The sequence below is a fragment of the Morganella sp. HMSC11D09 genome (assembly GCF_001807955.1).
Lineage (GTDB): Bacteria > Pseudomonadota > Gammaproteobacteria > Enterobacterales > Enterobacteriaceae > Morganella > Morganella morganii.
In genome coordinates this window covers 48256-74440 of sequence record NZ_KV791711.1, presented here as the reverse complement: position 1 = coordinate 74440, position 26185 = coordinate 48256, and the positions used below count along the sequence as shown (strand labels likewise).

At 50.1% G+C, this 26185-nt stretch carries 25 protein-coding genes and 2 pseudogenes; 16 read left to right on the top strand and 11 right to left on the bottom strand.

The features are described from left to right. Positions 1 to 5: 5 nt before the first annotated feature. The 6 genes from fdhF (at position 6) to HMPREF3119_RS15935 (ending at position 6360) form a co-directional block, all read left to right on the top strand. Positions 6 to 2174, top strand: coding sequence for a formate dehydrogenase subunit alpha (gene fdhF / locus HMPREF3119_RS15960; protein ID WP_004235882.1), 2169 nt, complete (start codon positions 6 to 8; stop codon positions 2172 to 2174). A gap of 272 nt (positions 2175 to 2446) precedes the next feature. Then, a complete protein-coding gene (locus HMPREF3119_RS15955; protein WP_004235883.1) occupies positions 2447 to 3487 on the top strand; it encodes a YeeE/YedE family protein in 1041 nt (346 codons plus the stop codon). 12 nt (positions 3488 to 3499) lie between these two features. Continuing rightward, complete coding sequence (locus tag HMPREF3119_RS15950; RefSeq protein WP_004235884.1) at positions 3500 to 3727, top strand: sulfurtransferase TusA family protein; 228 nt, start codon at positions 3500 to 3502, stop codon at positions 3725 to 3727. Positions 3728 to 4199: 472 nt separating this feature from the next. Continuing rightward, complete coding sequence (locus tag HMPREF3119_RS15945; protein ID WP_004235887.1) at positions 4200 to 4895, top strand: DUF554 domain-containing protein; 696 nt, start codon at positions 4200 to 4202, stop codon at positions 4893 to 4895. 233 nt (positions 4896 to 5128) lie between these two features. After that, positions 5129 to 6061 (top strand): nucleoside recognition domain-containing protein, encoded by a 933-nt coding sequence (locus HMPREF3119_RS15940; protein ID WP_046024258.1) that lies wholly within the window; start codon positions 5129 to 5131, stop codon positions 6059 to 6061. 17 nt (positions 6062 to 6078) lie between these two features. After that, positions 6079 to 6360, top strand: coding sequence for a GNAT family N-acetyltransferase (locus HMPREF3119_RS15935; protein ID WP_046024259.1), 282 nt, complete (start codon positions 6079 to 6081; stop codon positions 6358 to 6360). Between the two features lie 53 nt (positions 6361 to 6413). Here HMPREF3119_RS15935 and HMPREF3119_RS15930 read toward each other — a convergent pair whose 3' ends face one another. The 8 genes and pseudogenes from HMPREF3119_RS15930 to HMPREF3119_RS15895 form a co-directional block, all read right to left on the bottom strand. After that, positions 6414 to 6755 (bottom strand): DUF1869 domain-containing protein, encoded by a 342-nt coding sequence (locus tag HMPREF3119_RS15930; RefSeq protein ID WP_004235890.1) that lies wholly within the window; start codon positions 6753 to 6755, stop codon positions 6414 to 6416. 7 nt (positions 6756 to 6762) lie between these two features. Then, positions 6763 to 7095: a TehB family protein gene (locus HMPREF3119_RS15925; RefSeq protein ID WP_004235891.1), complete on the bottom strand. Its 333-nt coding sequence runs from the start codon at positions 7093 to 7095 to the stop codon at positions 6763 to 6765. A 161-nt stretch (positions 7096 to 7256) separates the two neighbouring features. Further along, positions 7257 to 7789: pseudogene (gene sfmF, locus HMPREF3119_RS15920) on the bottom strand (fimbria assembly protein). An 11-nt stretch (positions 7790 to 7800) separates the two neighbouring features. Beyond that, positions 7801 to 8802: a fimbrial adhesin FimH gene (locus tag HMPREF3119_RS15915; protein ID WP_004235893.1), complete on the bottom strand. Its 1002-nt coding sequence runs from the start codon at positions 8800 to 8802 to the stop codon at positions 7801 to 7803. A gap of 7 nt (positions 8803 to 8809) precedes the next feature. Continuing rightward, entirely contained in the window at positions 8810 to 11398 is a 2589-nt protein-coding gene (gene fimD / locus HMPREF3119_RS15910; RefSeq protein WP_004235895.1) for an outer membrane usher protein FimD, read from the bottom strand. 43 nt (positions 11399 to 11441) lie between these two features. Beyond that, on the bottom strand, positions 11442 to 12137 hold the full coding sequence (locus tag HMPREF3119_RS15905) for a fimbria/pilus periplasmic chaperone (RefSeq protein WP_370531216.1): 696 nt from the start codon (positions 12135 to 12137) through the stop codon (positions 11442 to 11444). A gap of 205 nt (positions 12138 to 12342) precedes the next feature. Then, the gene (fimA, locus tag HMPREF3119_RS15900) at positions 12343 to 12891 is read right to left on the bottom strand and encodes a type 1 fimbrial major subunit FimA (RefSeq protein WP_032098450.1); all 549 of its coding nucleotides are present in this window, start codon (positions 12889 to 12891) and stop codon (positions 12343 to 12345) included. 145 nt (positions 12892 to 13036) lie between these two features. Continuing rightward, positions 13037 to 13273 (bottom strand): helix-turn-helix domain-containing protein, encoded by a 237-nt coding sequence (locus HMPREF3119_RS15895; protein ID WP_004241835.1) that lies wholly within the window; start codon positions 13271 to 13273, stop codon positions 13037 to 13039. A gap of 873 nt (positions 13274 to 14146) precedes the next feature. Between HMPREF3119_RS15895 and HMPREF3119_RS19450 the strand changes: the two genes are divergently transcribed. Further along, positions 14147 to 14314: a hypothetical protein gene (locus HMPREF3119_RS19450; protein ID WP_004241836.1), complete on the top strand. Its 168-nt coding sequence runs from the start codon at positions 14147 to 14149 to the stop codon at positions 14312 to 14314. Further along, positions 14311 to 14493, top strand: a complete 183-nt coding sequence (locus HMPREF3119_RS15890; protein ID WP_046024261.1) for a protein disulfide isomerase family protein — start codon at positions 14311 to 14313, stop codon at positions 14491 to 14493. The genes HMPREF3119_RS19450 and HMPREF3119_RS15890 overlap by 4 nt, the downstream gene beginning before the upstream one ends. On the opposite strand, the gene HMPREF3119_RS15885 is transcribed toward HMPREF3119_RS15890, so the two are convergent. Then, complete coding sequence (locus HMPREF3119_RS15885) at positions 14488 to 15402, bottom strand: effector binding domain-containing protein (protein WP_046024262.1); 915 nt, start codon at positions 15400 to 15402, stop codon at positions 14488 to 14490. The genes HMPREF3119_RS15890 and HMPREF3119_RS15885 overlap by 6 nt on opposite strands. A 345-nt stretch (positions 15403 to 15747) precedes the next feature. Here HMPREF3119_RS15885 and HMPREF3119_RS15880 point away from each other — a divergent pair, with 345 nt between their 5' ends. Further along, on the top strand, positions 15748 to 17307 hold the full coding sequence (locus tag HMPREF3119_RS15880; protein WP_015422589.1) for a methyl-accepting chemotaxis protein: 1560 nt from the start codon (positions 15748 to 15750) through the stop codon (positions 17305 to 17307). Between the two features lie 6 nt (positions 17308 to 17313). On the opposite strand, the gene HMPREF3119_RS15875 is transcribed toward HMPREF3119_RS15880, so the two are convergent. Continuing rightward, the gene (locus HMPREF3119_RS15875) at positions 17314 to 17682 is read right to left on the bottom strand and encodes a MerR family transcriptional regulator (RefSeq protein ID WP_070580296.1); all 369 of its coding nucleotides are present in this window, start codon (positions 17680 to 17682) and stop codon (positions 17314 to 17316) included. A gap of 71 nt (positions 17683 to 17753) precedes the next feature. Here HMPREF3119_RS15875 and HMPREF3119_RS15870 point away from each other — a divergent pair, with 71 nt between their 5' ends. The 6 genes and pseudogenes from HMPREF3119_RS15870 to HMPREF3119_RS15845 all read left to right on the top strand — a co-directional run bounded on the left by HMPREF3119_RS15870 (position 17754) and on the right by HMPREF3119_RS15845 (position 24116). Next, a complete protein-coding gene (locus HMPREF3119_RS15870) occupies positions 17754 to 18542 on the top strand; it encodes an SDR family NAD(P)-dependent oxidoreductase (RefSeq protein ID WP_004238545.1) in 789 nt (262 codons plus the stop codon). Positions 18543 to 18633: 91 nt separating this feature from the next. Then, the gene (locus tag HMPREF3119_RS15865; RefSeq protein WP_015422590.1) at positions 18634 to 19167 is read left to right on the top strand and encodes a GNAT family N-acetyltransferase; all 534 of its coding nucleotides are present in this window, start codon (positions 18634 to 18636) and stop codon (positions 19165 to 19167) included. Positions 19168 to 19280: 113 nt separating this feature from the next. Beyond that, a pseudogene (gene speC, locus HMPREF3119_RS15860) lies at positions 19281 to 21454 on the top strand (ornithine decarboxylase). Further along, a complete protein-coding gene (locus HMPREF3119_RS15855; protein ID WP_070580293.1) occupies positions 21451 to 22011 on the top strand; it encodes an SMI1/KNR4 family protein in 561 nt (186 codons plus the stop codon). The pseudogene speC and the gene HMPREF3119_RS15855 overlap by 4 nt, the downstream one beginning before the upstream one ends. Positions 22012 to 22124: 113 nt before the next feature. Then, positions 22125 to 23138 carry a nitrilase family protein gene (locus HMPREF3119_RS15850; protein WP_036416957.1) on the top strand — a complete coding sequence of 338 codons (1014 nt, stop codon included), beginning with the start codon at positions 22125 to 22127 and terminating at the stop codon, positions 23136 to 23138. Between the two features lie 60 nt (positions 23139 to 23198). Then, the gene (locus HMPREF3119_RS15845) at positions 23199 to 24116 is read left to right on the top strand and encodes a LysR family transcriptional regulator (RefSeq protein ID WP_015422592.1); all 918 of its coding nucleotides are present in this window, start codon (positions 23199 to 23201) and stop codon (positions 24114 to 24116) included. 153 nt (positions 24117 to 24269) lie between these two features. Here the strand turns inward: HMPREF3119_RS15845 and HMPREF3119_RS15840 are convergent, their stop codons facing one another. Then, on the bottom strand, positions 24270 to 25172 hold the full coding sequence (locus HMPREF3119_RS15840) for a LysR substrate-binding domain-containing protein (RefSeq protein WP_225902804.1): 903 nt from the start codon (positions 25170 to 25172) through the stop codon (positions 24270 to 24272). Between the two features lie 98 nt (positions 25173 to 25270). On the opposite strand from HMPREF3119_RS15840, the gene HMPREF3119_RS15835 reads away from it, so the two are divergent. Continuing rightward, on the top strand, positions 25271 to 26185 hold the full coding sequence (locus HMPREF3119_RS15835) for a DMT family transporter (RefSeq protein ID WP_004238538.1): 915 nt from the start codon (positions 25271 to 25273) through the stop codon (positions 26183 to 26185).

Genomic DNA, 26185 nt, shown 5'->3' with positions numbered 1-26185 from the left:
GTCAAATGAATAAAGTCATATCTGTATGCCCGTATTGTGGCGCCGGTTGTAAACTGAATCTTTGTGTTGAAAACGGAAAAATAATCAAAGCAGAAGGTGCTGATGGTGTTACCAACCAGGGGCAGCTGTGTCTGAAAGGGTTATATGGCTGGGATTTTCTTAATGATAACAAGTTACTGACAGCCAGAATAAATCAGCCGATGATCCGCAGAGAAAAAGGCGCACCGTTTGAAGTTGTCAGCTGGCGGGAGGCGATTAATTATACCGCTCACCGGCTGAAACAGATTAAAGAAAAGTACGGTGCAAAATCCATTATGTGTACGGGCTCCTCACGCGGAACCGGCAATGAAACCAACTTTGTGATGCAGAAATTTGCCCGTGCAGTATTGGGTAACAACAATGTGGATTGCTGTGCCCGGGTGTGTCACGGCCCGTCAGTGGCCGGATTACAGGTGACATTAGGTAACGGGGCAATGAGCAATTCCATCGCGGATATTGAACACTCCGGTTGCCTGCTGGTATTCGGGTATAACTGTGCGGATTCTCATCCTATTGTCGCCCGCCGGGTGATAAAAGCAAAAGAGAACGGGGCGGAAATTATTGTCTGCGACCCGAGAAAAATAGAAACAGCTAAAATTGCCACACAATACCTTCCTCTGCGGAACGGTACCAATATGGCGCTGGTTAATGCGTTCGCCTATACCTTAATTGATGAAAATCTGTATGACAAAAATTATGTCAGCCGGTTTACAGAGGGATTTGAGGAGTACAAAAAAGCCGTTCAGGATTACAGCCCTGAGGTGGTTCAGGATATTACCGGCATTCCGGCCTCACAAATCCGTCAGGCGATGAGAACCTACGCGCGTGCAAAAACCGCAACCATTATGTGGGGGATGGGGGTGACACAATTCGGGCAGGCGGTGGATGTTGTCAAAGGCCTTTCCGGACTGGCGTTATTAACCGGCAATCTGGGAAAACCCGGTGTGGGGGTTGCACCGGTCAGAGGGCAGAATAATGTTCAGGGTGCCTGTGATATGGGGGTACTGCCTAATATGTTCCCCGGCTATCAGAATGTGACAGATGAAAATGTCAGACGTAAATTTGCGCAGGCATGGGGGATCCCGTATGAATCCCTTGACCCTGAGGCGGGCTACCGTATTACGGAAGTCCCGCATCTGGCCATTGAGGGAAAGGTAAAAGCCTATTACATCATGGGGGAGGATCCGCTGCAGACAGAAGCGGATTTACAACTCGTCCGCAATGGGTTTGATGCCCTGGAATTTGTGGTGGTGCAGGATATCTTTATGACCAAAACAGCGGAGCAGGCCGATGTTATTCTGCCGTCAACCAGCTGGGGTGAGCACGGCGGTATCTTTACCTGCGCGGACAGGGGCTTTCAGCGGTTTGAGAAAGCCATTGAACCACAGGGAAATGTAAAACGGGACTGGGAAATTATCAGTCTGCTGGCGACAGAGATGGGATACCCGATGTCTTATACTGACAACAAAGAGATTTGGGATGAACTCAGAGAACTGTGTCCGCTGTTTTACGGTGTCACCTATGAAAAACTGGAAGGGCTGGCACATATTCAGTGGCCGTGCCCGTCAGAAGATCATCCGGGGACACCATACCTCTATCAGAATAACGTCTTTGATACCCCGTCAGGCAAAGGACTGCTGTTTGCCGCACCGTGGCGGAAGCCGGCGGAACTGCCGGATGATGAATATCCGCTGATCCTTTCCACTGTCCGTGAGGTCGGGCACTATTCATGCCGTTCTATGACCGGTAACTGTAAGGCGCTGGCATCTCTGGCTGACGAACCGGGATATGTGCAGATGCATCCGGAAACCGCAGGAAAGCTGGGAATTAAAGACCAGGATATTGTGTGGGTGGAGTCACGCAGAGGGAAAGTGATGTCCCGGTGCAGTATCAATGAAACGATTAATAAACCAGCGGTTTATATGACATATCAGTGGTGGATTGGTGCCTGTAATGAACTGACACAGGATAATCTGGATCCGGTATCCAAAACACCGGAAACTAAATACTGTGCGGCGAGAGTGATCAGAATTGATAATCAGAAAGAGGCCGAAGCTCTAGTCAAAGAAAAATATGCTGTCATGCGGAACCGGTTAATCGGTTTAGTTGAAACAGCAGAAAGCCAGATTCAATAAACGGAATACATTTAATACCATGTGACCACAGGGTGTTTTACAGCACTCTGTGGTTTTTTATACCACATCATTGCTGAATGAAACACAAAAAGCCTGCAGCCGCCGGATGCAGATGAGTCCCCTGTGATTACTGGTGTCATCGTCAGCCGGAAAATGTCCCCCTGCCGGTTATCTCCTCCGCACATAAAAACAATATTTCCGTTTTCTGTGATTTTCCTCAAATAATCAAAAAGATATTTCGCTAAGATAACGGTCTTAAAGGAGCGATGTCTATGATAAGTTTATCTCATCTATCCGGTTTATTCTTAGGGGTATTACTGGGTTTTGTTATGCAGCGCGGCCGCTTTTGTTTAGCCGGTGGTTTGCGTGATCTCTATCTCTTTCGCGACAGCAGAATGCTGATTGCTATTCTGATTGTCATCTCTGTCCAGAGTATCGGACTCTTCATTTTTTCTTATTTCGGTATTGCAAAAATCCCCGGAGGCACATTTCCCTGGCTGGCAACTCTGGCCGGCGGATTACTTTTTGGCATGGGGATGGCATTTGCCGGGTCCTGCTCAACCGGTGCTTATTACCGGGCTGCGGAAGGATTGGCAGGCAGCATTACAGCCGTCGGCGGTTTTATTATTGCCAGCTGGTTTATCCGTCAGTCTGCCGTAAAACAGGTCTTTTCTCCGGTTACCACACCGAAGCTGGATTCCCCGACTATCACACAATCACTGAATATCCCGCCGTATATCGCGATTATTGTTTTGGTGCTGCTGACGGTTTTTCTGGTGAATCGTCACCTGAATAAATACAAATCTGTTCACATTCCCAAAATGAAAGCCCGGAAAACCGGGGTCGCTCACCTGCTGTTTGAAGCCCGCTGGCATCCGTTTGTTTCTGCCCTGATAATTGGTGTCATTGCTCTGCTTGCCTGGCCTTCAAGCCTGGCGGACGGACGTGTCGGCGGGTTAGGGATCAGCGGCCCGAGCGCACAATTATTTTCACTGGTGACGGCCGGCGACCTGAAATTCTTTAACTGGGCGGGTTATCTGCTGATCGGGATTTTTGCCGGGGCGTTTATCGCCGCAAAAGGCAGCCGGGAATTTCGTTTCCGCAACCCGGGTTTTCCCGTGATGATAAAAAGCCTGACCGGCGGATTACTCATGGGTATCGGCAGCGGCCTGGCCGGCGGCTGTATGCTGGGAAATACCTTAGTCAATACGGCCTGGTTCTCCTGGCAGGGCTGGGCGTTTATTCCCTGCATTATCGCCGGCAGCTGGATTGTCAGTTATTTTACGATCATACGTCCTCAGAAAATAAAGTAATAAGGTGAAACTATGAATACGCTGGAATTAGATACCCGCGGGCACCTGTGCCCCTTTCCGTTAATTGAAGCAAAAAAAGCCATTGAAACATTAGCGACCGGTGATGTACTGGTCATCAAATACGATTGCGCTCAGGCGACGGAAAATATTCCTCGCTGGGCGGCAGAAGCCGGCCATGAAGTTACTGATTTTGAACAAATCGGTGATGCGCAATGGCGGATGGAAATTAAAAAAGGGTAACGAAATGATGGCGGCCTGAAAATCGTTGCACGGAACTTTTCCGGACAGAAAAAGACGGAATTGTTCACAGGCAAATTTGAGGTCGCATCGCTCACCGGTACGCAGTGAAACACGTTCTTATTCCTGCATCTGCGCCGTTAATACACTGACCTTCTCTTTCAGCAGATTCGCCATATCCCCGCCGTGACCATCGAGTATTTTACCGATATCCTTTAGTTTGACGCCTATCTGCCGCAATATCTGAATCCGGGTAAGGCGTTCGATACTGTCAGTCCGGTCTTCTCAGCAATTTCACCAACCTGAAGTAACATATTTCCCTCTTGTAATGCTGCTCAGACTGCGGCCTTACGTGACGTAAGAGTCAATACCCGGTTTATATTTTATTGATCCTGTTTTGCAGACAGGTACACGTACAGTATTGTACCGGTTCCGTATAATAATGAGATTCAAATAAAAAAAGCAGGAGTGATCTTTGGTTACCGGACCTTTTATTAATGCCGCCGCCGTATTAATCGGCGGAATTGCCGGGGCAGGGCTGAGCCACCGGCTGCCGGAACGTATCCGGACATCCATGCCCTCTGTATTCGGCCTGGCCTCGCTCGCCATCGGGGTGTTGCTGATTATAAAATGTGCCAATATGCCGGTGATGGTATTGTCGGTACTGCTGGGGGCGGTTATCGGTGAACTGTGTTGCCTGGAAAATAAAATTAATGCGGTGGCCGGTAAAATAAAGACCCGGCTTCCGGCACGGGGCGGGGCTCAGGAAAGTTTTATCGAAAACTATGTGGTGCTGATATTCCTGTTCTGTGTCAGCGGTACCGGAATTTTCGGGGCGATGCATGAAGGCATGACCGGTGATCCGACCGTCCTGCTGACCAAAGCTTTTATGGATTTTTTCACCGCGATGATATTTGCCTGCTCACTGGGTATTGCGGTGTCGGTTATTGCCGCACCGATGCTGATTATTCAGCTGGCACTGGCGGGCAGCGGCGCGTTATTAATGCCGTTTACCACACCGGCCATGATGGCAGATTTTACTGCGGCGGGCGGGGTATTATTAATCGCGACCGGGCTTCGGATCTGCGGTATTAAAATGTTTGCGGTGATTAACCTGCTTCCGGCACTGGTACTGGTGATGCCGCTGTCACTGCTCTGGTCATCTTTCTGAATTATGATGTAAATCAGCCGGATAGATACAGCAGACGGTGGCAGTCTGTCATGCAGGGTTATTTTTTGGTTATTGATCCCGCAAAACAGCATCCGGCTGAATAAATTATCTGCAAATACAGGATTGGCTGTTTTTATCTGCTTTATTTGAACCACTTCAAGAAATTGAATTACTTCTGAAATCACAGGGTTATAATCCGGAAAACCGATTCAGTTACTTTCCGTATTCATTCCATGGATGTCATCAGTATTATCATTTCAGCGGGTAAATCCTCCGTTGATGTCGCACTTTATACCTTATTACCGATTATGGTCGTGATGCTGATCATAATGAAATACCTGTCTGTCAGAGGCGTGCTGGATGTGATAGTCCGCTGGCTGGCACCTTTACTCAAACCTTTCGGCTTAACTGGGATGAGTGCATTCGCGCTGATCCAGATAAACTTTGTCAGTTTTGCCGCACCACTGGCAACACTTGCGATTATGGATAAGCGGGGTGTCTCTGATCGCCATATGGCCGCCACCCTGGCGATGTGTTTTGCTATGGGGCAGGGGAATGTGTTTTATCCGCTGATGCCGTTCGGGCTGCACTGGACAACCTCCATTATTATCTCGGTTGCAGGGGGATTGTGTGCGGCGGCTTTCACTTGGTATGTCACCGGCCGCCGGTTATCCGCAACAGAGACCGCAAGTTCAGAGCCGCTGCCGGATGCGGAGCAGAATAATCAGGGAATTTTGTCGGTTATCAACAGCGCGGGGGCGGATGCTATCCGTCTGGCACTCGGGGCTATCCCGATGCTTATCCTGTCATTATCCATTGTCGGATTAATGCAGGCCGCCGGGGTGATTGAATGGCTGCACCATATTCTGATGCCGGTACTGAATTTTATGCATATTCCGGACAGTTTTGTACTGCCCGCCCTGGTAAAATGTGTGGCCGGGGGAACCGCCTATTTCGGGGTAATTTCTGACCTGGTACAGCAGGGCGCGGTAACCGCCAATCAGATTAATGCGTCTTCCGGTTTACTCATCCAGACATTTGATTTACCGGGGATCGGAATTTTTCTCGGCATCAGTTCGCGGTTTGTCCGCTTATTCCGTTATGTGATCCCGGCAGCACTGATCGGTATTCTCATCCGCACGGTTTTGCATATAGTATTATTTTAAGCCGCAGGAGATAAGTGATGGATATTCGTGAAGATGAAACCAGTTTTTATATTCTTTCTGAGGACGGCAAAAGCCGGATAGCGGAGATCACCTTTGTGTATACCGGGGATAATCTGGTGATTATTGACCATACTATGGTGGATGACAGCCTGCGCGGGCAGAAAGTCGGTAATAAGCTGGTTGCGGCGGTGGTTGAGAAAATGCGCCGTGAACAGCGGAAAATTATTCCGCTTTGTCCGTTTGCCAAAAGCGTGTTTGATAAAACCCGTGAGTATGACGATATCCGTCACACCAGGTAATGCACAATGCCGGAGGGGAAACCGGTTTTCCCCTCACGGCACAGACAGAACAGTTACCATCCGCAGATATTGGTTTCTTCATCCATATCGTAGCCGCGGATAATATTAATCAGATCCTTGACGATTTGCGCCGCGTTTTCAGCATCGGCTAATTCAGCAGCGGAATCCACGTCTTTATCCACTGACACACCATTATTTTTATTGGTCATGGTGACCATCAGTGCCGCATCATTAATCTTTTCTTTGCCGTCTAATTCACTGACCAGCAACGCGATTTCTTCCGCTGCAATCTCAGGGATATATAACTTTTTCGGATTCAGAAAGAGTTTTTCCGCTTTCAGGCCGTTACTTTCATTTATCAGCTCTAATAAAAAGCCTTTGTTTTCGTCGTTCATGATTGTGTTACTCCTCGGTCAGGATCTCTGGGGCGACATAAAAATCGACATTGAACACAGTATCGTCAGTAACCGCTTCTATCCGGTGCCAGGTTTCCGGCGGAAAGACACCGAACTGCCCGGCTTGGATTACCAGGGTGTCTGTTGGTTCGGGGCTGGTTTCATCCGCATAGGAATAGTAAACAATCGTGCCCTGCATAACAGACAGTTTAGGATAAACGCCCTGACGGGTGCCTTTATCCAGATGTCTTTGCCAGATAGATTTCGGTGCGGTTTCTTTGGTCCAGAGCGGGGTGCTGCGGACATGAATGTAGTTAGTCGGAATGATGATGCGTTCCATCTGTGTTCTCCTGAAGTTAAACACATGATTAAGGCTTAATCTTAAAATACTTTTCAAAATTTAAAAAGTATTTTAGATGCAACTTCAGGGGAAACAGCACGATTTACCCGCTGACAGCCGGGGGCTGTCAGCAGGGCAGACGCCGGGAAAGAGGGCTATGATTAATCGTAGGTAATCATAAAAGTGGCATCTGCGTCAGCGATGCCGGGGGTCGGGCGGTTTCCGGTGGCGATATAGTTGGCATAAAATTGTGCCTGACCGTTGCCGTTAATATCCATAGCAATTTTCGGGCTTTTGGTTTCCACCGGCAGCCGGTTTTTCTGACTGTCGAGGATCTCTACCGCTACAGAGCCCGCGGCGCTTGCCCCTTCATTATCGCCAGCAGTGAGCTGTCCTGTTTATCTTTCTTACCGCTGAAGACAAAGGTGACGGCAGAAGAAGGCGGACAGTTCTGTAACTGAAAACTGAACGGCATGGATTGTGTTTTATCACCGGCGGCGCGGAAATTTTTCAGTGCCCAGCGCCCCAGTTCGACTTTTTTATTTGCCTGGGAAACTTCGACCCCGCAACTGTAAGCGACAATTTCACCGGACAACTCAATATTGACCCGGCCGAGTTCATAGGCGGCGGCTGAATGGATCAGCAGACTACCGCAAAGCAGGGGGAGCAGAGCCTGTTTAATGTGTTTCTTCATTGCCGTGCCTGTTATTCGTAGTCAACGCGTAAATAACCGCGGGATTGGAAAACACCTTCTTTCGGTTTATTGCCGGTCACACTGACAGGCCAGGCGGTAATTGCTGTCCGGGCCGAACCTGCGCCGTCGAGCTGGAACGGAATAACGCTGCCGATATTATTCGGCGTTAATGCATTACCGTTCTGATCACCGACAATAAAACCGACATCCGGGTTATCGGAGACAATCATATTGCCGTTAACTTTTTCCGCTTCGATACGCAATGTCAGATAGGCTTTCGCTTCCACGTTGGTACACTGAATCGCGATATTTTCGAGTTTTTTATTCACCGTAGCGGGCTTATTACCGGCACCGGCCTGGCTGAATAATTGTGAACCGATTTTACCGAAGTTAATCACCACAATATCATTAACCCCGACTTTGCATTGCTGCGGTACATTAATAATGCCGCTGTAACTGATGGTATAAACCGGCGTGCTCAGCGGGTCAGTATTTGCCGTCGTGACATAGACGGTAAATAAGGTCTTTTTCGGGATCACCACCTGGTCAACGAAACGGCGGGTGACTTTCAGGCGGAAGGTAAAATTACTGTCCATAATGCCGAACGGTTTTCCCTTGGTCACGTTCGGGTGTGTGCCCATCAGAACATAGTCCTGCGGCGGGTAAAATGTACCGGCAGAGCTGTCGGTAATACTCATCGCCCCCCGCAGATAATCATTCAGCTGGAGGTATTTATAGGATCCTTCCGTTTCCACCACCGGCATATTGGCGACATAGCTGCGCATTGTCCGGTTATTGCCGGAGTGGACAGGGCATATTCCCTCAACCCGTTCGCTGAAGTTTTTGGTTAACACTTTTACCTGACCCACCTGGTTATTGGCGGAGGTAAAGCTGTCGGTCAGATCGTAAAAGACCTCACTGGTTCCGCCCGCCGCATTACTGCATACCACAGCCAGCGCCGGAAGAGGTAAAAATGCCATTAATAACGGGATTGCGTATCTCTTTTTCATCATTAACTCTCTATTTACATTCAAGCGCGGTCCGCAGTAACGGCCCTTTGATTTCCTGACGGGTAAAATCATAATCCGCGGTGCACTGGTCACCCGGCTGATTCCCCCACTGCACCAGTAATTTCCCGGTCAGCGGCAGGCCGGTTAAATACACACGTCCGTCATCATCGGCAATACTGCTGATCTGAGAGCCGGTTTCCTGCACCATACTGCCGAAGCGGATCGGTTTGCCGTTGTGGGTCAGCGAGAGCAGCGCCCGGATCCCGATACTGGTATCAAACGTGGCGCGGGCAACAGCCCCGCTGATCGGTACCACGTTCTGCACATTATTTTTAATTTCCGTATTGTCATTAAATGAATCCGGATTCAGGGCAATACGGTTGTTACGGTATGCCGAGGCATAAGGAATAATGGCGTAACCGCGCCAGTCCGTTTTCACCCCGGTGTAGTTTTCCACCGCCACACCGGCGGCACCCGGTGCTTTGACCAGCACGGTGGTGTCATTGATTGACTGGCCGAATGTCAATCCGTTTTCATGCAGCAGCACTGCGCCGGAGGCCCGGTAGTTCAGCTGATTCTGATCCGGGTCGTAGTTATAGCTGATCCCGAAATCGCCGTAAGTGCCCTGATAATCCAGGCCCGCTGAGCCGTTATAACCCTGCTGGCTGACATGCCCCTGTGAGACGGAATAGCTCAGGTTTCTGTCTTCCAGCAGTGTGCCGTTCACGCCAACGCGGTAAGCCTCGCGGCCGCCGGAGTTATTGGTGGCGGAGAAGGTGGCATACGCGTTATTAAAGGCATCATTACTGCGCGCATTACGCGACGAGAATGAGGAGAACGGTACGGACACATTCACCGACAGCATGTTATCGCGCTCTTTGAGTTCCAGCGCTTTGGTGGTACTCAGGGAAACGGAATAATTTATCCCGTTCCAGCTGTTGGAATACCCGGCCTGATACCATTCATCTTTACCGCTGCGGTTCCAGTAAGACTGCTGGTTACCGGATATATAGAGCGAGCCGTACTGGTCAAATGATTGCGAGATATTGACCTGGAAGCGCCCTTTTTTGTTATAAAGCAGGTTGTGATAATTAATAATGATCGGCTTGCCGTCATCACCATCCTCGCCGTCCGGGGCAAATTCATAGCCGGACATCTGCTTATACGCGACATCGTTTAAGGTATAGAAGCCCTTGGTGGAATAGCGGTAACCCAATAACTGGAACGTGGTCCCGGTAGTGTTCAGGGATTTCGCGTACAGGAAACGGAAGGACTGCCCGCTGTGATTCGAGCCGTCCGCCAGTTCACTGTTTGCATGGGTGACATCGAAGGAGAAGGCACCAAAGCGGCCGATATTCTGACCGACACCCACCAGTACAGATTTATATTTGTCTGCCAGCTGTGTCCCGGTATACACGGAGATATCCCGTGTCAGACCGGCGAGCAGGGTCGCCTGGACAAACTTCGGTTTATCCTGGTTGCTGTTACCGCTGCGGAATTCCCCGGCCATCACATCATATTTCACACGGCCTTCACGCTGGAGCACCGGTAGTGTGGAGTAGGGAACAATATACTGCTGCTGAGTGCCGTCTTTCTCCTCGACGGTGACCTGTAAGTCACCACTGGAGGTGGCCGGGTTTAAGTCATTTATGACAAACGGGCCCGGCGGGACATAGACCTGATAAATCACATAGCCGTTCTGGCGGATAACCACTTTGGCATCCGTTTTTGCCATACCGCGCACGGTCGGGGCATAGCCCTGCTGGCTGTCCGGATACATATTATCGACAGAAAACAGCCGCACACCACGGAACCCGGCAGAATCAAAGACACTGCCGTCCGAGTTGCCGTCACCGATAACCAGCTGGCTTTTCAGGGCAATAATCGGCCGCTGAACATAGTTCATCAGGCTGCGCCACTGGCTGTTACTGGTGTTTTTACTTTTGTTGTAATTCCAGGAGCTTGACTGACGGAACTGCCACGCACCAAGGTTAAACCCCGAGTTCAGGTTCACGTAGTAGCTGCTGGTATTATCCGAGTTGTTATTCCCGGACGCGAAATAGTTCATAAACAGTGCCGGAATACCGGATTCCCATCTGTCCGGCGGAATATAGCCGCGGGCCTGCCCGGAAAGACTGGCCTGAGGGAAACTGAGCATCAGCCGCTGTTTCTGAAAATCAAAGTGATATTCTGAACCGGGAATTTTTTCGGTAAACGGGAAGCACTGTTTATCCTGCTCTGTTAATTCCTCCGGACGGGCGATATTTACCCCGAAACCGATAATGGTCTCCGCACTGAAGCAGGGGAATAAATAAGGCTCACCCTCTTTATTTTTCAGTTCGGTAAAGGTGATTTCAGAGGAGGAAACAAAGTCATTATTAACAGACAGTTCAACCAGGTAAGTACCGGGCGGCTGATAGCCGCCCGATTCAAAGCGGGATAAATCAGAGACATCCGCGTCAGACAGGTCATCGGTTAAAAACGCGGCGTTAAAGGAAGGTTTCGCACCGGCGGTTCCCGCAGGGAAAAAACACGTCACCGCGGCAAGCACAGCAAAATAAACCGGCGTATGTGTGAAAACCTTTTTGATGTTACTCATTTCACCCTGTTCCCTGCATGACAACAATAAAATAATGAATGTCTTAATTCAGATTCACTTCGCGCTGTTTGCGCAGTCCGCCGTAATCATTAATTGTCTGATAAGTCAGTTTACGGCCGTTTTTACCGGCAATCTGATGGGTACTGAATGGCGCGACCATGACATTCTCAAGCGGACGCCCGTCTAAAATAATATTGACGAAAGTGGTGTAATACGGCGTCGGGTTATCAATCGTAATCGTGCCGCTTTTCTGCGTGATGGTAATTTTTTCTGCCGCATCTTCTGTCTGGATCGGTAAATTTACCGGTCTGACGAACAATTTAATCCGTGACAAAATAGCCAGCTGGAGCACGTTTTTTCCTTCCAGTGATTCTTTATCCACGGACGGAATCGCTTTTACGTTCAGCCAGAAAACAGACTCGCGGTCTTTCGGTAAATCCTGAGCCAGGTTAACAATCCGCAGAATATTTTCGCTGGCAGGCTCCATCACAAATAATGGCGGCGTGATAACAAAATCTTTCTCTTTGCCATTGTCGTTATCAACCCATGAGTTGATCAGAAAACGTTCTTTCGGGCTGTGGTTAATCACAGACAGTGATGTTTGTTTTGCATCCTGAGGATAAATGACCCGGGTTGCACCCAGTGCAATTCCTGAGTTCTGATTTGACGCTGAATAAGCAAACCCTGACATCAGTGTGAAAAACAATATCAATGCACTATTTTTAAAATAATCAGAAATCACAAAAGTACCTCTTAATATTCTCTGTCAGAAATAACGCATAGAGTATGGTATTTCATTTTTCGGGGTGGCTTATAATACAGAAGGTGATATATAAAACTCTCTCCGCTCCATGTTACAGGCACAATCCGTCGTCAGAATTAAGAAAAATAATTCTGTGCAGAGAGAGTTTTTATTTATTTAATTAATTACGTTCGGTAATTGATTATTCGTATTTAACAACGAAAGTTGCATCAGCATTTGCCTGACCCGGGGTAGTTGCGCCTTTGGCAACATAACGGGCAGTGAAATCTAATACGTTAGTACCTTGGATTAAGGTTTTAGTTGCTGAGAAATCAGCACCGCTTGGAGATAATACTTTAGATGCGGTATCACTGATCTGAATACCGACGTTCTGTGCAGCCGGTGCGTTAGTCCCGGAGTTAACCGCTAATAAGGTAGCGTCGCCGGTCATGCTCTGGCCTGAGAATGCAACAGCAGCAGTGGTTGCCACAGCCGGATCACAGTCAACCAGTTTGATTTTGAACGGAACCGGAGTAGACATGTCACCGGAAGCTGCTAATTTAGCAGTACGGTACTGACCTAATTCCACAGTCTGGTTGCTGCTTTCAGTGCTGACTGCACATGCTGCGTTAACAAGTTCCCCGGTAAAATGAACTGTACCGCCGTTTACGATTACCGGATCTGCTGCTGATGCAGCAGCGGAGAATAATAAAGCGGATACAACAGATGCACCAATAATATTTAATTTCATAATACTGAATTCCTAAAAAATAAACGCCATCTTCAAATTTTACTATCTCAACAGAATAGTAAACCACTACATCTGAAGAGGTTAATCTTCAGATACAATTTGAGTGTTGTGTGTATCAGAAATGAAAAAACGTAAAATGCTAAAATTAAAACATATAATCCCGGCTGTTGTTAAGATCACCAAACAGCTTTACAAAAGGCACTTCCAGAACAAGTGAAATAGTAAACAGCATATCAAGCGGAATATTGCATTCCCCGCGCTCATAGCGTGAAACCTGCTGCTGACTTAATTTTAATTTGTCACCTAATTCTGAACCGGATAATCCCTGTTCTTTTCTGTGTGCTCTGATTTGTTCTCCAACAATTTTATTTATATTCATCATGAGTCGTACTCAAAAATTACCGGGTTTCTTATGGGAATAATATGCAAGGTATTCTGAATAACTAATCAGATAATACAGACCCGAATTCCGTCATAATTAAATATGGCAGGAAAAGCGTGGTTGCATTTCGGGATTAAGTATTAGCGCTTACACAGGCTAAGTAAAGTTAGTTATAACGATCAAAGGCCAATTATTGATTGATAGAAACTATCAATAATGATTTTTTGATCGTTGTAATCTTTTTTATATGTTAACAATTTTTACGGTTATCAAAAAAATATGTTTTTATTTTCCACTGATTTTGTAATTTATTGATAAATAAGTAAATAAAATTATCATTACATTTATATTTCTTTTGTAAGTGAAGATTACCTTCATTTACTATGTATAGCTACTATTTTTACATGTATGTGTTTTTAATCTATTGATTTATAAAATATAAAAAATAAATAAAAAATTTAATCAATAATTCATTTTTTTGATAAAATATCAATAATGCGTTTATATCAAAAATAAAATAATATAAAAACACAATTTATCGTTATTTTGTTATGATTTATTGTTTTGTTTTTAAAACAAAGTCATCATTTTCACTGAAAATGTGTCGTGATGGGTAAAATTATAAATTTCTGTGTTTTTTTAAACATAAATTATACACAATAAAAACATATATTTCATAATGTAAAATTATAAAAATCATTATACTTCATGATGTTATATCGGTTTAAATACAAAACATCTGAAATATTACAAATTATTACCACAATATGCCTGTTCACAAGTTTAAAGCGTAAATGCAAATTAACACATATTGTGAGTAATTATAGGCCGAATAGTAATTTATCCGATAAAAAAGACAGAATGTATCGTAGTATGAAAAAAACTCATATCAATCATTATGTTGTGATGTGCATTGCCGGAGGGCTACAGGTTATTATCGGCGGTTATCCGGAAGACTTTAGATTTTTCGGTGGTTACGCTATAAAAGCAGAGGGGCGGAATGCCGTCATTTTTCATTCTGAGAAGGGAGAGAACCTATGATACCGGACTACACAGAAAGCAATTTTGCCGGTATTGAGCACGGTGACGGGATTTCGGTGATCCGTTTTTATGCACCCTGGTGTGAGCCGTGCCGCCGGAGTGAACAGGAGTTTGCCCGTATTTCCGGGCCGCCGCCGGCTTCTGTCTTCACACAAGCCGTACATAATGCGTTGTTATAGCATGACTGGGATGTAGTAATTAATCTCTTCCACATACTGCAGGCCGTTGGCAATAAACTCATCATGCCGCTCTGCGGGCAGCAGTTTATAGTGTTCAATATCCGGGCCCCGTCTGCGCAGCAGGTTCATTTCTGCCAGCGTACCGGAATAGGCGGCATGAATAATATTGTTGTAATCAGCGGGCAGATTTTTCAGCATAGCCGGATCAATGGTAATTCTGAGATAATGCCCGCCCGGTAAGGTCACCGGAGAAAGTGACGCGCGGCGGATGCTGTCCGCTGATAATACGGACGGAATAACCGCTGTGGTATAGGCATAACTGATATCATCTGCGGTTGATTCATACGGGGCATGTATGGCATACAAATCCGCCGGAATAATATCCACTTCCTTAAAAAACTTCTCCCAGAATTCACGCCGGAATTTCCGGTTTTCAGTCTGCCAGTCCGACAAATTTTTGCGGTGATAATGATGAGAGCCCGCTAACGATATTTCAGGTAATTCGGTCAGTTCAGACTGAAACGGAATCAGGTTTTCCGCCTGTAACGGAAAACAAAAGCCGTTGCTGTCCCAGCCTGCTTTTTTGCGGTAGGCGGAAGGAGTGGTATTAAACTGGGATTTAAAGGCGCGGCAGAATGTCTGCTGTGAATCGAAGCGGTATTTCACGGAAATATCGAGAATACTGCTGCGGGTGATCCGCAATGCCTTCGCTGCGCAGGATAAGCGCCGCGCACGGATATATTTTCCGATCACGACACCGGTGTGCTCTTTAAATAAGCGCTGTAAATGCCATTTGGAATAACCCGCCCGTGCGGCAATGATATCCAGTGATAAATCAGATTCCAGATTTTGCTCAATCCACAACACCAGACTCTGAATAATACTTCCGCGAAGCCCGTCTATGTTCATTCTTTTTATTACCGGTAAAGAGTGTTATCGCTCGGTTATCGTGCGATACAAAAGTTAACCTTTTAATATTAAATGAATTTACCTTTTATATCCGCAAGGAGTGTAAATATCTGTATGTAGTGTGCAGTAGTTTGTATTTTTTTATCAGGAATTGTCTGTTTTTGTGTGAATTTGAGACATACAGACAGAAAAATATCTTGATCCACCGAAAAACGTGCAGCTATTAACCTGAAAAACAACAAAATTTTAAAAAATCACAAAAAATTATAACTTTTGAATTTTCTGCCGATAACAGTATCCGTATGGCCCTGCCAGATCATTTTATCGCCCCTTAAAGGAAACTGTATGCAGTTACTTCGAAACTTATCCATCCGGTTCGTCATGCTGTCGATACTCGGTATTTTGTGTCTGACACTCGGATGTGTCAGTTTTTACAGTGACTGGTCACTGTCGAGAGTGTCTGACGGCAATGCGACCGATCGTCAGCTAGTCCGGCAGCTGACGGTACTGAATCAGGGAAATGACCAGTATTTCCGGTTTATTTCCCGGCTGAACCGCGAAATGCAGAAAAAAGCGGAAGGGGAAGAACCGGATTTAAAACCGTCTGCGGAAGCGATGGAGAATATGGGGCTGCACCTGGCGGAGATGAAACGGATTTCCCCGGGACCGATGGATGTGCAGATGTCAGAAAAGGTGATTGCCCGCTGGCAGGCACTCTATGATGAAGGGGTTAAAATTCAGATGCAGCTGGCGGAGCAGGGGGATCAGGCGGGTTACCGTAAGCAGTCCCATGATGTCACACCGCAGCTGAGCAAAGAATTTGGTGCTGCCAGCCTTGAATTTACGCAGGTGGCGGAGACGCGGATCGAACAGACCCGTACCCTGGTGGACGGCCTGATGACCACCACACGGATTGTGATTATCAGCGGCACACTGTTTGGTCTGCTGATCCTGATTTTTGCTGACCGCTATCTGGTGAAGATGATGCAGCGCCCGCTGAACAATGTCCGTCAGCATTTCCGCCGTATTGCCGGGGGGGACCTCAGCCAGCCGGTGGAAAGTGACGCAGCCGGGCGTAACTGTGTCGGTAAATTGTTCCCGCTGCTCAGTGAGATGCAGGACAGTCTGCGGGATGCGGTCAGTTCTATCCGTGAAGGTAGTGATACCCTGCGCGACAGTGCTTCTGAGATTGCGCGCGGCAATACGGATCTCTCCTCGCGTACCGAGCAGCAGGCGGCGGCGCTGGAAGAGACAGCGGCGAGTATGGAAGAGATCACCGCGACAGTGAAACTGAATGCGGATCATGCGCATCATGCCAGCGAACTGGCGGAAGTAACGTCCTCAACGGCACATCAGGGCCATGAGATGATCGCTGCGGTTATCCGCACAATGGACGAAATTTCCGAGAGTTCACGCAAAATTGCTGAAATCACCAATGTGATTAACAGTATCGCTTTCCAGACTAACATTCTGGCGCTGAATGCCTCGATAGAAGCGGCGCGAGCCGGTGTCCACGGACGCGGCTTTATGGTGGTGGCCGGTGAGGTGCGGACACTGGCCAGCAACAGTGCGGATGCCGCCAAAGAGATTGAACGTCTGATAGCCAATGCGGTGTCCCGTGTTGATCAGGGCATTAAACTGGTCGCCGGCGGCGGGGAAACGATGGAGGAGATTGTCCGTGCCTCCGGTGAAGTCACGGAGATCATGAAAGAAATTGCCATTGCGTCAGAGGAGCAAACCAAAGGGATCTTACAGGTCGGCACTGCAATCACCCAGATGGACACTGTGACCCAGCAGAATGCCTCGCTGGTCAGCAATGTCTCTGAAACCGCCGCCGGGCTGGAATTACAGACACAGGCGCTGCAGAACTCCGTACAGAAATTCCGCCTCAGTGCTGCGGACTGACGCGGCTCAGATTGCTGTCGTGGCCAGTAAATCGCGGTAGTAATCTATCTTTCGTTCCAGGTGCTGAAAATGATCATTCAGCACCGCTATCTGCTGTTGTAATTCCCCGCTGTGTGCCAGCAGTAAATCCATACGCGCCTGTGCCGTTTCCTCTCCCTGAGCCCGTAAATCCGCATAATGTCTGATGGATTTCAGCGGCATGCCGGTTTCTTTCAGTCGGGTGATAAACGTCACCCACTCCGCATCACGGGCGGAATAACAACGGTGATTATTTGCCCGGCGCTGCGGGATCAAAATGCCTTCTTTTTCATAAAACCGCAGGGTATGGATACTGAAACCGGTTAAGGCAGAAAACTCACTGATGGAATAATGCATGCAAGAAACCTCTTGACCTCGAGTGAACTCTATCTTTTACGCTCAGCGGACTAATGTCAAAGGAGGTTTGTATGAACAATCAGAATTATGTGGTGATCACCGGTGCCAGCGCCGGTATCGGGCGGGCAATCGCGGCTGCTTTCGCACGCCGGGGTAATAATGTGGTGCTGGTGGCACGGCGTGAGGATGCATTACTGACACTGAAGGCGGAGCTGATGCAGCAGAACCCGGACATCATGGTTGAAATCCGCGTGTGTGATTTGTCCGTGCCCGGCAATGCGGCGGCGCTGTATCACTCGTTGTCTTCACTGAATATTATTGCGTGGATTAATAATGCCGGTTTCGGCTATTACGGTACGGTGGCAGAGCAGCCGGTGGCGGAAGCGGAGAAGATGCTTGCCCTCAATGTGAATGCCCTGATGGTGTTGTCGGCGCTGTATGTGCAGGATTATCAGCATACGGAAGGTGCGCAGCTGATCAATATCAGTTCGGCGGGCGGCTATACGATTGTTCCCTCTGCGGTGACTTACTGCGCCACGAAGTTTTTTGTCAGTGCGTATACAGAAGGGCTGGCGCGTGAGCTTATCCGCAACGGGGCAAAATTGCGGGCAAAAGTACTGGCACCGGCAGCCACACAGACGGAATTTGGTCAGGTGGCGAATAATACCGATTCTTATGATTATGACCGGGCTTTCGGGCGTTATCATACCAGTGACGAAATGGCCGCGTTTGCGCTTGAACTGTATGACGCGGACAGTATCACCGGCATGATTGACCGCGATGATTTCCGTTTTCAACTGGCGGATACCCGGTTCCCGCATGCAGAAAACAGCCGGTCAAATCAGAAAGTGACTCCATAAGATTCTGCGGGTGCTGCCGGGATGATTGCTGTCACCCGGCGTTACTGATAATGTGAGGTAATTCTCATTTTTCAGGTTGGAAACCTTTTTTATGCTGCAATTACTTCCGGTTACCTCACCGGCTGATCCGGTACTTGATGATATTCGTCCGCTGTATGAATCCGCTTTTCCGCTGCATGAACAGCGCACGCGGGCAGGGCGGGAAAAACTGTTTTCTCAGCCGGGCTATTATCTGTATCAGATAAGGGATAATGACCGCTTTGCCGGATTTACCGGCTGCTGGCAGATGGGTTCCCTGTTTTATATTGAGCACATTGCTATTGCGCCGCAGATGCGCGGCAGCGGAGTCGGGCAACGGGCGTTGTCACTGTTTTGTCAGGAGAAACAACGGGTTGTTCTGGAGATTGATCCGCTGACGGATGAGGTGGCGCAACGCCGTCTGCGTTTTTATCAGCACTGTGGTTTTGCTGTTAATGACTATATTCATCATCACCCGGCTTACCGCCCGGAATTTCCGCCGCATGAGCTGGTGATCCTGAGTTATCCGCAGGTTATTAATCCGGAAGAATATCAGCAATTTAAGCACTTTCTTATCCATCACATTATGCCGGAAAATCTGTTGTAGCGCCCGGCTCACCGCATGTTATGATGACCGCTTTTCCGGCGGTCTGCCTGCCGGTTCCCGTACCGTACTCTGCTGACACCTGTTGTCAGCGGAGATGACTTTGCAGGGTTGTCATGAACAAGAAAAAATGTGCGGTCAGTGAGCTGCTCAGCGGCATGCCGGATCTCCCGTTTGAAACGGTTTCTCTCAGTGAGTGTGATTTCACGGCGGTGTCTGTGTGTCTGGTGGCACCGGCAGATACCGGCAACGGCCAGCTGGCGCGGATCCGGCAACAGGGCTTCGGCCAGCCGGTTTTTATGGTGCTCAGCGGCGGTGACGCAGAGGCGCTGCCGGATGGTATCAGCGGAGTTATCGATCTCTGCCGCGATGACAGCCGTACGGTCGGTGACACACTTCTGCGTGCGGCACAATCCTGTGAAGAGAGTCTGCTGCCGCCGTTTTTCGGGCGGATGAAACATTATACCGCGCAGCAGAATATCTCCTTTGCCTGTCCCGGCCATCAGGGCGGGGAGTTTTTCCGCCGTCATCCCGCCGGGCAGCAGTTTACCGACTATTTCGGCGATGCATTGTTCCGGGCTGATCTCTGCAATGCAGATACCGCGCTGGGGGATCTCCTGATCCACGAAGGGGCGGCGCTGGCCGCGCAACAGCATGCCGCGAAAGTCTTTCATGCTGATAAGACCTGGTTTGTGCTCAACGGCACGTCGTCATCCAACAAAGTGGTGCTGAATGCTCTGCTGACACCGGGTGATCTGGTGTTATTCGATCGTAATAACCACAAATCCAACCATCACGGTGCACTGATCCAGGCCGGTGCCACACCGGTTTATCTGGAGGCGGCGCGTAACCCGTTCGGTTTTATCGGCGGCATTGACGCACACTGTTTTGATGAGGATTACCTGCGGGCACTGGCGGCGGAAGCCGCACCGGAAAAAGCGGGCGACAAACGTCCGTTCCGGCTGGCGGTGATCCAGTTGGGGACGTATGACGGCACGGTGTATAACGCCCGTCAGGTGGTGGACAGCATCGGCCCGCTGTGTGATTACATTTTGTTTGATTCCGCGTGGGTCGGCTATGAGCAGTTTATCCCGGTGATGCAGATGTGTTCACCGATGCTGCTGGAACTGAATGAAAACGACCCCGGCATTCTGGTCACGCAATCTGTTCACAAACAGATGGCCGGGTTCTCTCAGGCGTCTCAGATCCACAAAAAAGATAAACATATCAAAGGTCAGGCGCGTTATGTCTCTTTCCGGCAGATGAATAACGTTTTATGATGCATGCCTCCACCAGCCCGTTTTATCCGCTGTTTGCCGCACTGGATGTGAACGCGAAAATGCATGAGGGCGAACCCGGACGGCGTCTGTGGGCGGAATGTGTCAGAACGGGGATTGAAGCCCGTAAACTGCTGCTGCGGACGTGTCAGCATATCCGTCCCTTTATCCCCGCTACCGTGGACGGCCGTCCGTGGGAAGAGGCGGAAACCGGTGTTATCGCCGCAGACCGGCGTTTTTTCAATTTTGTACCGGGCGAGCGCTGGCACGGTTTTGAGGGTTATGCGGACGATCAGTATTTTGTCGATCCCTGCAAATTATTGCTGACCACCCCCGGGGTGGATGTCAGCAGTGGAGAGTATGAGGATTTTGGCGTTCCGGCGACGATTCTGGCGTATTATCTGCGTGAAAATCAGATTATCGCGGAAAAATGTGACCTGAATTCCATCCTGTTTTTACTGACTCCGGCAGAAACGCCGGAAAAAATGCAGCGGCTGATCCGGCAGATTGCCCGGTTTGAGCAGCTGCTGGACAGCGATGCGGCACTGGAAATCGTCCTGCCGTCACTGTGCCGCACGTATCCGGCGCGTTATGCGGGATATACACTGCGGCAGTTGTGTCAGGAAATGCACAATCTGTTTGTGAAACATAATGTTAAACAGCGCCAGAAAGAGATGTTCCGCCGCCGCTGTTTTCCTGCAGTACGGATGTCGCCGAAAGCGGCACATACTGAATTTGTCCGCGGCAATACAGAGCGGGTGGCGGTGTCAGAGATAGCCGGACGTATCGCGGCGGAAGGGGCTCTGCCGTATCCGCCGGGTGTTTTGTGTGTGGTGCCGGGGGAAGTCTGGGAAGCCCCGGTTCAGCGCTATTTCCTCGCGCTGGAAGAGACTGCCGACCGCTTTCCGGGCTTCGCACCGGAATTGCAGGGGGCGTATATTGAGCAGGATGACAGCGGACACCAGCGTGTGTATGCCTGCGTTATCCGTCATCAGCAGGGAGAAGGACAATGACAGCAGAAGAGTTTCATCAGCGTATATGGGAAATTCTGGAAGATCTCAACAGCGACTATTTTCAGGTGGTCGCCGCCCCCGCACCGGAGCCGCAGGCTGTCGCAGCAGCAGAGGCACTGACCGGCGTGCCGGTACCGGCGTATTACTCTGCATTCTGTCAGCGCACCAACGGTCTGTGCGTGATGGCCCGGGAGGAGTTCTGGCCGGAAGCGGAACTCTATTCTGTGGGACCGGCATGGACGTTCTGGCGCGGTGTGGTATTGCTCGGATTCGATACCCCTGATCTGCCTGAGTGGGCATCCGTCACGGCGGTCTGTGAGCGGCTGACGGATTATGAGGTCACCGGCGTACTGCCGCTGATGAAAGTGGTCGGTGACGGTAATATTATCTGGGGCCTGGATAAATCCGGCACTCCGGTTGAGGTGGCGGAAGGTGAAATTACCCGGCTGCCGGCGGACTTTACCGCATTCTATGAGGAACAAATCCGCGGTCTGGCAGAGCGTCAGTCAGAGATGATGGAGCGGATTGCGGAGCAGAAACGCCCGGCAGCTGAATAAATCCTCACTTTCCATTCCTGTTGGTTATCGGACGAATCAGATAACTCATTATACGGACTCTCTGTGCTGTGGTGTGATAGGGGCAGAGAGTCCATTCTGATGAGGAAATGATGATGCCTGTTAACACACCCTCCGCACTGCGGGTCGCCACTGTGCAGTTTCAGCACCGCCCCGGCGACAAAGAATACAATCTTGCCTGTATTGATAAGTTTATTGAGCGCGCCCGCACGGAGCAGGTGCAGATTCTTGTGCTGCCGGAAATGTGCATCACCGGCTACTGGCATGTGACAAAACTGCCGGATGAGGATGTCCGCGCACTCAGCGAGCCGCTGGCGGACAGCCCGTCACTGCGGCATCTCTGCGCCCGCGCCCGGGAAACCGGTATGATTATCGGGGCGGGGCTGATTGAAGACGGCGGTGACGGCCATTGCTATAACACCTATGTGGCCTGTATGCCGGATGGCACTTATCATGCGCACCGCAAACTGCATGCCTTTGAGCATCCGGTTATCCGCAGCGGTAATCAATACACCGTATTTGATACACCGTGGGGTGTGAAAGCGGCCATTCTTATCTGCTGGGACAACAATCTGGTGGAAAACCCGCGTGCCTGCGCGCTGATGGGTGCTGATATCATTCTGGCTCCGCACCAGACCGGCGGCACCTGTTCACGCAGCCCGTACGGAATGAAACCGGTTCCGCTGACACTGTGGAAAGAACGGGATAAACATCCGGAAGCGTTACGTGCGGCTTTTCAGGGAGAGCACGGGCGCGGCTGGCTGATGCGCTGGCTGCCTGCAAGGGCGCATGATAACGGGGTATTTTATCTGTTCAGTAACGGTGTGGGGCAGGATGATGATGAAGTCCGCACCGGTAATGCCATGGTGATTGATCCTTACGGGCGGATTGTGGCGGAAAGTCAGGCTGTTGAGGATGACATGGTGGTGGCTGATCTCGACCTGACACTGCTGCCGCTGTCCACCGGGCGGCGCTGGATAACCGGCCGCCGTCCGGAGCTGTATCAGATCCTGACACAGCGTCAGGGTTATGAACGGGATGCGCGGACAGTCCGGTTTGCGGAAGACGCTGTGGTGGTCGCTCCGGCGGAACCCCGGCTGAAAGGATGATTGCCCGGTGATGCCGGTCAGGTTATGCTCATGACCGGCATCTCAGACAGGATAATCAGCATGGATCTGCGTTTACTGCGGGCATTTGTGACTCTGGCCGGTTGCGGACATTATCATGAGGCGGCATCCGTCCTTTGCATTACCCAGCCCGCACTGACCAAACAGATAAAACTGCTGGAGAACAGGCTCGGGCTGACACTGTTTGTGCGCGGACGACACGGTGCTCAACTGACGGCGGAGGGCGCTGAATTATTACCGGCAGCCACGGCGCTGGTGACACAGAGCCGGGAGTTTATGCATCATGCGGCGCGACTGAGCCGTCAGTTACCGGCGCGGCTGAATGTCGGGTTCGGTATTTCGGCATTTAAAGAAGCGGCTGAATTTGTCAGCCGGCTGCAAAGAACGCTGCCGGATGTGCAGGTGTCTCTGGATGATTTCCCCTCTCAGGTGATGACTGAAAAATTACTTTCCGGTGAACTGGATATCGCCTTTATGCGCCTGCCGCTGCCGGAAAATACGGTTCACTGCCCGGAAGCTGTAGCCTTTAAGCAGGAAACATTATCTCTCGCGGTACCGGCCGGAACTGTAGTGCAGCCCGGTCAGGAATTGTCACTGATCACCCGCAATCCGCTGCTGACATTGCATGAAAACCGGGGCGCGGGGCTGTATCACCAGATAACGGCATTTCTGGATGCTAATCATGTTACCCCGCAGGCGGTGCACTACAGCAGTGATATCCGGACACTGATTGCCCTGGTGGCGGCCGGTGCCGGTGTCGCTCTCCTGCCCGGCGAAGCCGGTGATCCGGGGCATCCGGATGTCACGTTTTACCCGCTGACTGACTTTGCACAGGCATCCTGGAAGATGGGTATGGTCTGGCGGCGTGAGTTACCGCTTCTCTGGCGGCAGCAGTGGCGCGAGTGGCTGACAGTAAAAGATCACCCGTTCGGTTTCAGTAAACCCGGGAGCCCGGTGTAACCGCTGCGACGCGGTGTTATCCGGTGAGGTATCGGAGGCCGGTTCGCGGCAGCCGTTGACATAATCTGTCCGCACAGAGGCTTCCGCAAACGCGGCGGTTTGCCCGTCTGCGGTGCAGAGGAAAAAGGCACACAGTGACAGATTCTGGTTCTATTATGTATTCTCCGCTGTGTGAGCAAATGCATGACAAAACCAGTCACTGACGGCGCTGATCATCGCCTGATCGGCACTGTGGCGGTTATGCAGCAGATAAAATCCTTTGCCGGAATGCAGTGTCAGTTCCGGAAACAAAGGAATAAGGGTCTGTTGTGCCAGCTCGTGTTCCAGCAGGAAATCATTGGCAATCAGAATACCCTGCTGATGCACCGCCGCATCAATCGCCAGTAAGAACTGATCAAAATGCAGCCCGGCGGTAAACGGTGTGCCGCCGGACGCTATCCCGGCATAGTGTTCCAGCCAGCTGTCCCAGTAAGGATAGAGTGTGGTGTGCAGCAGTACCGCATTTTTCAGATCTGCCGGGCTGTGAAGTGACAGCCGCGTGGCATAAGCGGGATGACAAAACAGACGGCAGGGCGCGTCAGATAACAGTACCCGCGCCGGTTGCGTGCGGGATAAATCAGTATAGCGGACAGCCAGATCCACATTGTCTTTTTCCAGCGAAACCAGCGCTGCGGTGGCATTCAGATGCAGATCCAGTCCCGGAAAAGTGCGGACAAAATCACTCATCCTGGGGGAGAACCATTTGGAGGCCAGCCCGGGCGGCATGGACAGAGTCAGGGTATGGCGTGCCGCATAGCGGATTGTCTCACCGGCGGCGCGGATCTGTTCCAGCGCGGGCTGAATCAAGCGATAGTATTTCTGTCCTGTCTCTGTCACCGTCAGTTTGCGGATCTCACGCAGAAACAACATCACGCCCAGCTCATCCTCCAGCTTTTTTATCTGCTGACTGACCGCACCCGGTGTGACATGCAGGAATTCTGCCGCTCTGATAAAGCTGCCGAGCCGGACGCTGGCTTCAAAGGCCAGCAGGGCTTTCATCGGCGGACAACGGTTCATGAAATAGTTTTTCTCTTTCATAAGGTAATTTAAATCGGTTGTAGCACAGCCCCGGATTCAGAACAATAGCCCCATCAGAAAAAAGGGGTAGCAATAGTATGAACAGTAAAACGGCAGCAGCCTTCGCGTTCCTCGGCATTATCTGGGGAACGAACTTTATTTTTATGCGCCAGGCAAGTGAGTGGATTTCGCCGGTACAGATTGTATTTCTGCGGGTGTTATGTGGTTTTGTGCCGATTGCGGTGATGGCGTGGATGCAGAAAGCGGTGCGCCGTGAGCACCTGAAATATACCGGACATTTCCTGGTGATGGCGCTTCTGGCCACGGTAATTTATTACTGGGCGTTTGCTTCCGGCACCTCATTACTGCTCTCCGGCGTCTCCGGTGTGCTCAGCGGGGCAATTCCGCTGTTCTCGTTTATTGTCGCGGCGATTTTTCTGCGTCAGGAAAAAATCACGGTAATGCGTCTGTGCGGGCTGATGCTTGGCTTTGCCGGAGTGATTCTGATCGCCAAGCCGTGGCAGGTCAGCGGGGAGAGTATCAGTCTCGCCGGGGTGGGTTATATGATTCTGGGATCACTGAGTGTGGGGATTTCCTTTGTGTATGCCAAAAAATTCCTTGCGGATAAACAGATTGCTCCGCTGGCGCTGACCACCTATCAGATTGGCCTTGCGTTGGTGATCCTGGCCTGCATCACGCCATTTACCGGCATTACCGCCATTGCGCAGGACAGCACTGCCAGCCTCGGGCTGATTATCGGGCTGGGATTGCTCGGCACCGGGGTGGCGTATCTGACGTATTACTATCTGATCCTGAATCTGGGGGCTGTAGTGGCTTCATCCGTGACCTATATCCCGCCGGTGGTGGCACTGATTGTCGGGTTCCTCGCCGCCAATGAGCAGCTTGGCGTGACAGAGATTCTGTCGATGGTATTGATTATGAGTGGTGTCTTCTTATTGCAGCGTCCTTCGCGCCGCCCGGAAGCGGAGAAGGAAGCTGAAGCTGTGCAGTAA

What these genes read in the sequence shown, in the direction of transcription:
- fdhF (WP_004235882.1), top strand. Translation starts at nt 6, where the DNA reads ATGAATAAAGTCATATCTGTATGCCCGTATTGTGGCGCCGGTTGTAAA.
- HMPREF3119_RS15955 (WP_004235883.1), top strand. Translation starts at nt 2,447, where the DNA reads ATGATAAGTTTATCTCATCTATCCGGTTTATTCTTAGGGGTATTACTG.
- HMPREF3119_RS15950 (WP_004235884.1), top strand. Translation starts at nt 3,500, where the DNA reads ATGAATACGCTGGAATTAGATACCCGCGGGCACCTGTGCCCCTTTCCG.
- HMPREF3119_RS15940 (WP_046024258.1), top strand. Translation starts at nt 5,129, where the DNA reads ATGGATGTCATCAGTATTATCATTTCAGCGGGTAAATCCTCCGTTGAT.
- HMPREF3119_RS15935 (WP_046024259.1), top strand. Translation starts at nt 6,079, where the DNA reads ATGGATATTCGTGAAGATGAAACCAGTTTTTATATTCTTTCTGAGGAC.
- HMPREF3119_RS15930 (WP_004235890.1), bottom strand. Translation starts at nt 6,755, where the DNA reads ATGAACGACGAAAACAAAGGCTTTTTATTAGAGCTGATAAATGAAAGT.
- HMPREF3119_RS15925 (WP_004235891.1), bottom strand. Translation starts at nt 7,095, where the DNA reads ATGGAACGCATCATCATTCCGACTAACTACATTCATGTCCGCAGCACC.
- HMPREF3119_RS15915 (WP_004235893.1), bottom strand. Translation starts at nt 8,802, where the DNA reads ATGATGAAAAAGAGATACGCAATCCCGTTATTAATGGCATTTTTACCT.
- fimD (WP_004235895.1), bottom strand. Translation starts at nt 11,398, where the DNA reads ATGAGTAACATCAAAAAGGTTTTCACACATACGCCGGTTTATTTTGCT.
- fimA (WP_032098450.1), bottom strand. Translation starts at nt 12,891, where the DNA reads ATGAAATTAAATATTATTGGTGCATCTGTTGTATCCGCTTTATTATTC.
- HMPREF3119_RS15895 (WP_004241835.1), bottom strand. Translation starts at nt 13,273, where the DNA reads ATGATGAATATAAATAAAATTGTTGGAGAACAAATCAGAGCACACAGA.
- HMPREF3119_RS19450 (WP_004241836.1), top strand. Translation starts at nt 14,147, where the DNA reads ATGAAAAAAACTCATATCAATCATTATGTTGTGATGTGCATTGCCGGA.
- HMPREF3119_RS15890 (WP_046024261.1), top strand. Translation starts at nt 14,311, where the DNA reads ATGATACCGGACTACACAGAAAGCAATTTTGCCGGTATTGAGCACGGT.
- HMPREF3119_RS15885 (WP_046024262.1), bottom strand. Translation starts at nt 15,402, where the DNA reads ATGAACATAGACGGGCTTCGCGGAAGTATTATTCAGAGTCTGGTGTTG.
- HMPREF3119_RS15880 (WP_015422589.1), top strand. Translation starts at nt 15,748, where the DNA reads ATGCAGTTACTTCGAAACTTATCCATCCGGTTCGTCATGCTGTCGATA.
- HMPREF3119_RS15875 (WP_070580296.1), bottom strand. Translation starts at nt 17,682, where the DNA reads ATGCATTATTCCATCAGTGAGTTTTCTGCCTTAACCGGTTTCAGTATC.
- HMPREF3119_RS15870 (WP_004238545.1), top strand. Translation starts at nt 17,754, where the DNA reads ATGAACAATCAGAATTATGTGGTGATCACCGGTGCCAGCGCCGGTATC.
- HMPREF3119_RS15865 (WP_015422590.1), top strand. Translation starts at nt 18,634, where the DNA reads ATGCTGCAATTACTTCCGGTTACCTCACCGGCTGATCCGGTACTTGAT.
- HMPREF3119_RS15855 (WP_070580293.1), top strand. Translation starts at nt 21,451, where the DNA reads ATGACAGCAGAAGAGTTTCATCAGCGTATATGGGAAATTCTGGAAGAT.
- HMPREF3119_RS15850 (WP_036416957.1), top strand. Translation starts at nt 22,125, where the DNA reads ATGCCTGTTAACACACCCTCCGCACTGCGGGTCGCCACTGTGCAGTTT.
- HMPREF3119_RS15845 (WP_015422592.1), top strand. Translation starts at nt 23,199, where the DNA reads ATGGATCTGCGTTTACTGCGGGCATTTGTGACTCTGGCCGGTTGCGGA.
- HMPREF3119_RS15840 (WP_225902804.1), bottom strand. Translation starts at nt 25,172, where the DNA reads ATGAACCGTTGTCCGCCGATGAAAGCCCTGCTGGCCTTTGAAGCCAGC.
- HMPREF3119_RS15835 (WP_004238538.1), top strand. Translation starts at nt 25,271, where the DNA reads ATGAACAGTAAAACGGCAGCAGCCTTCGCGTTCCTCGGCATTATCTGG.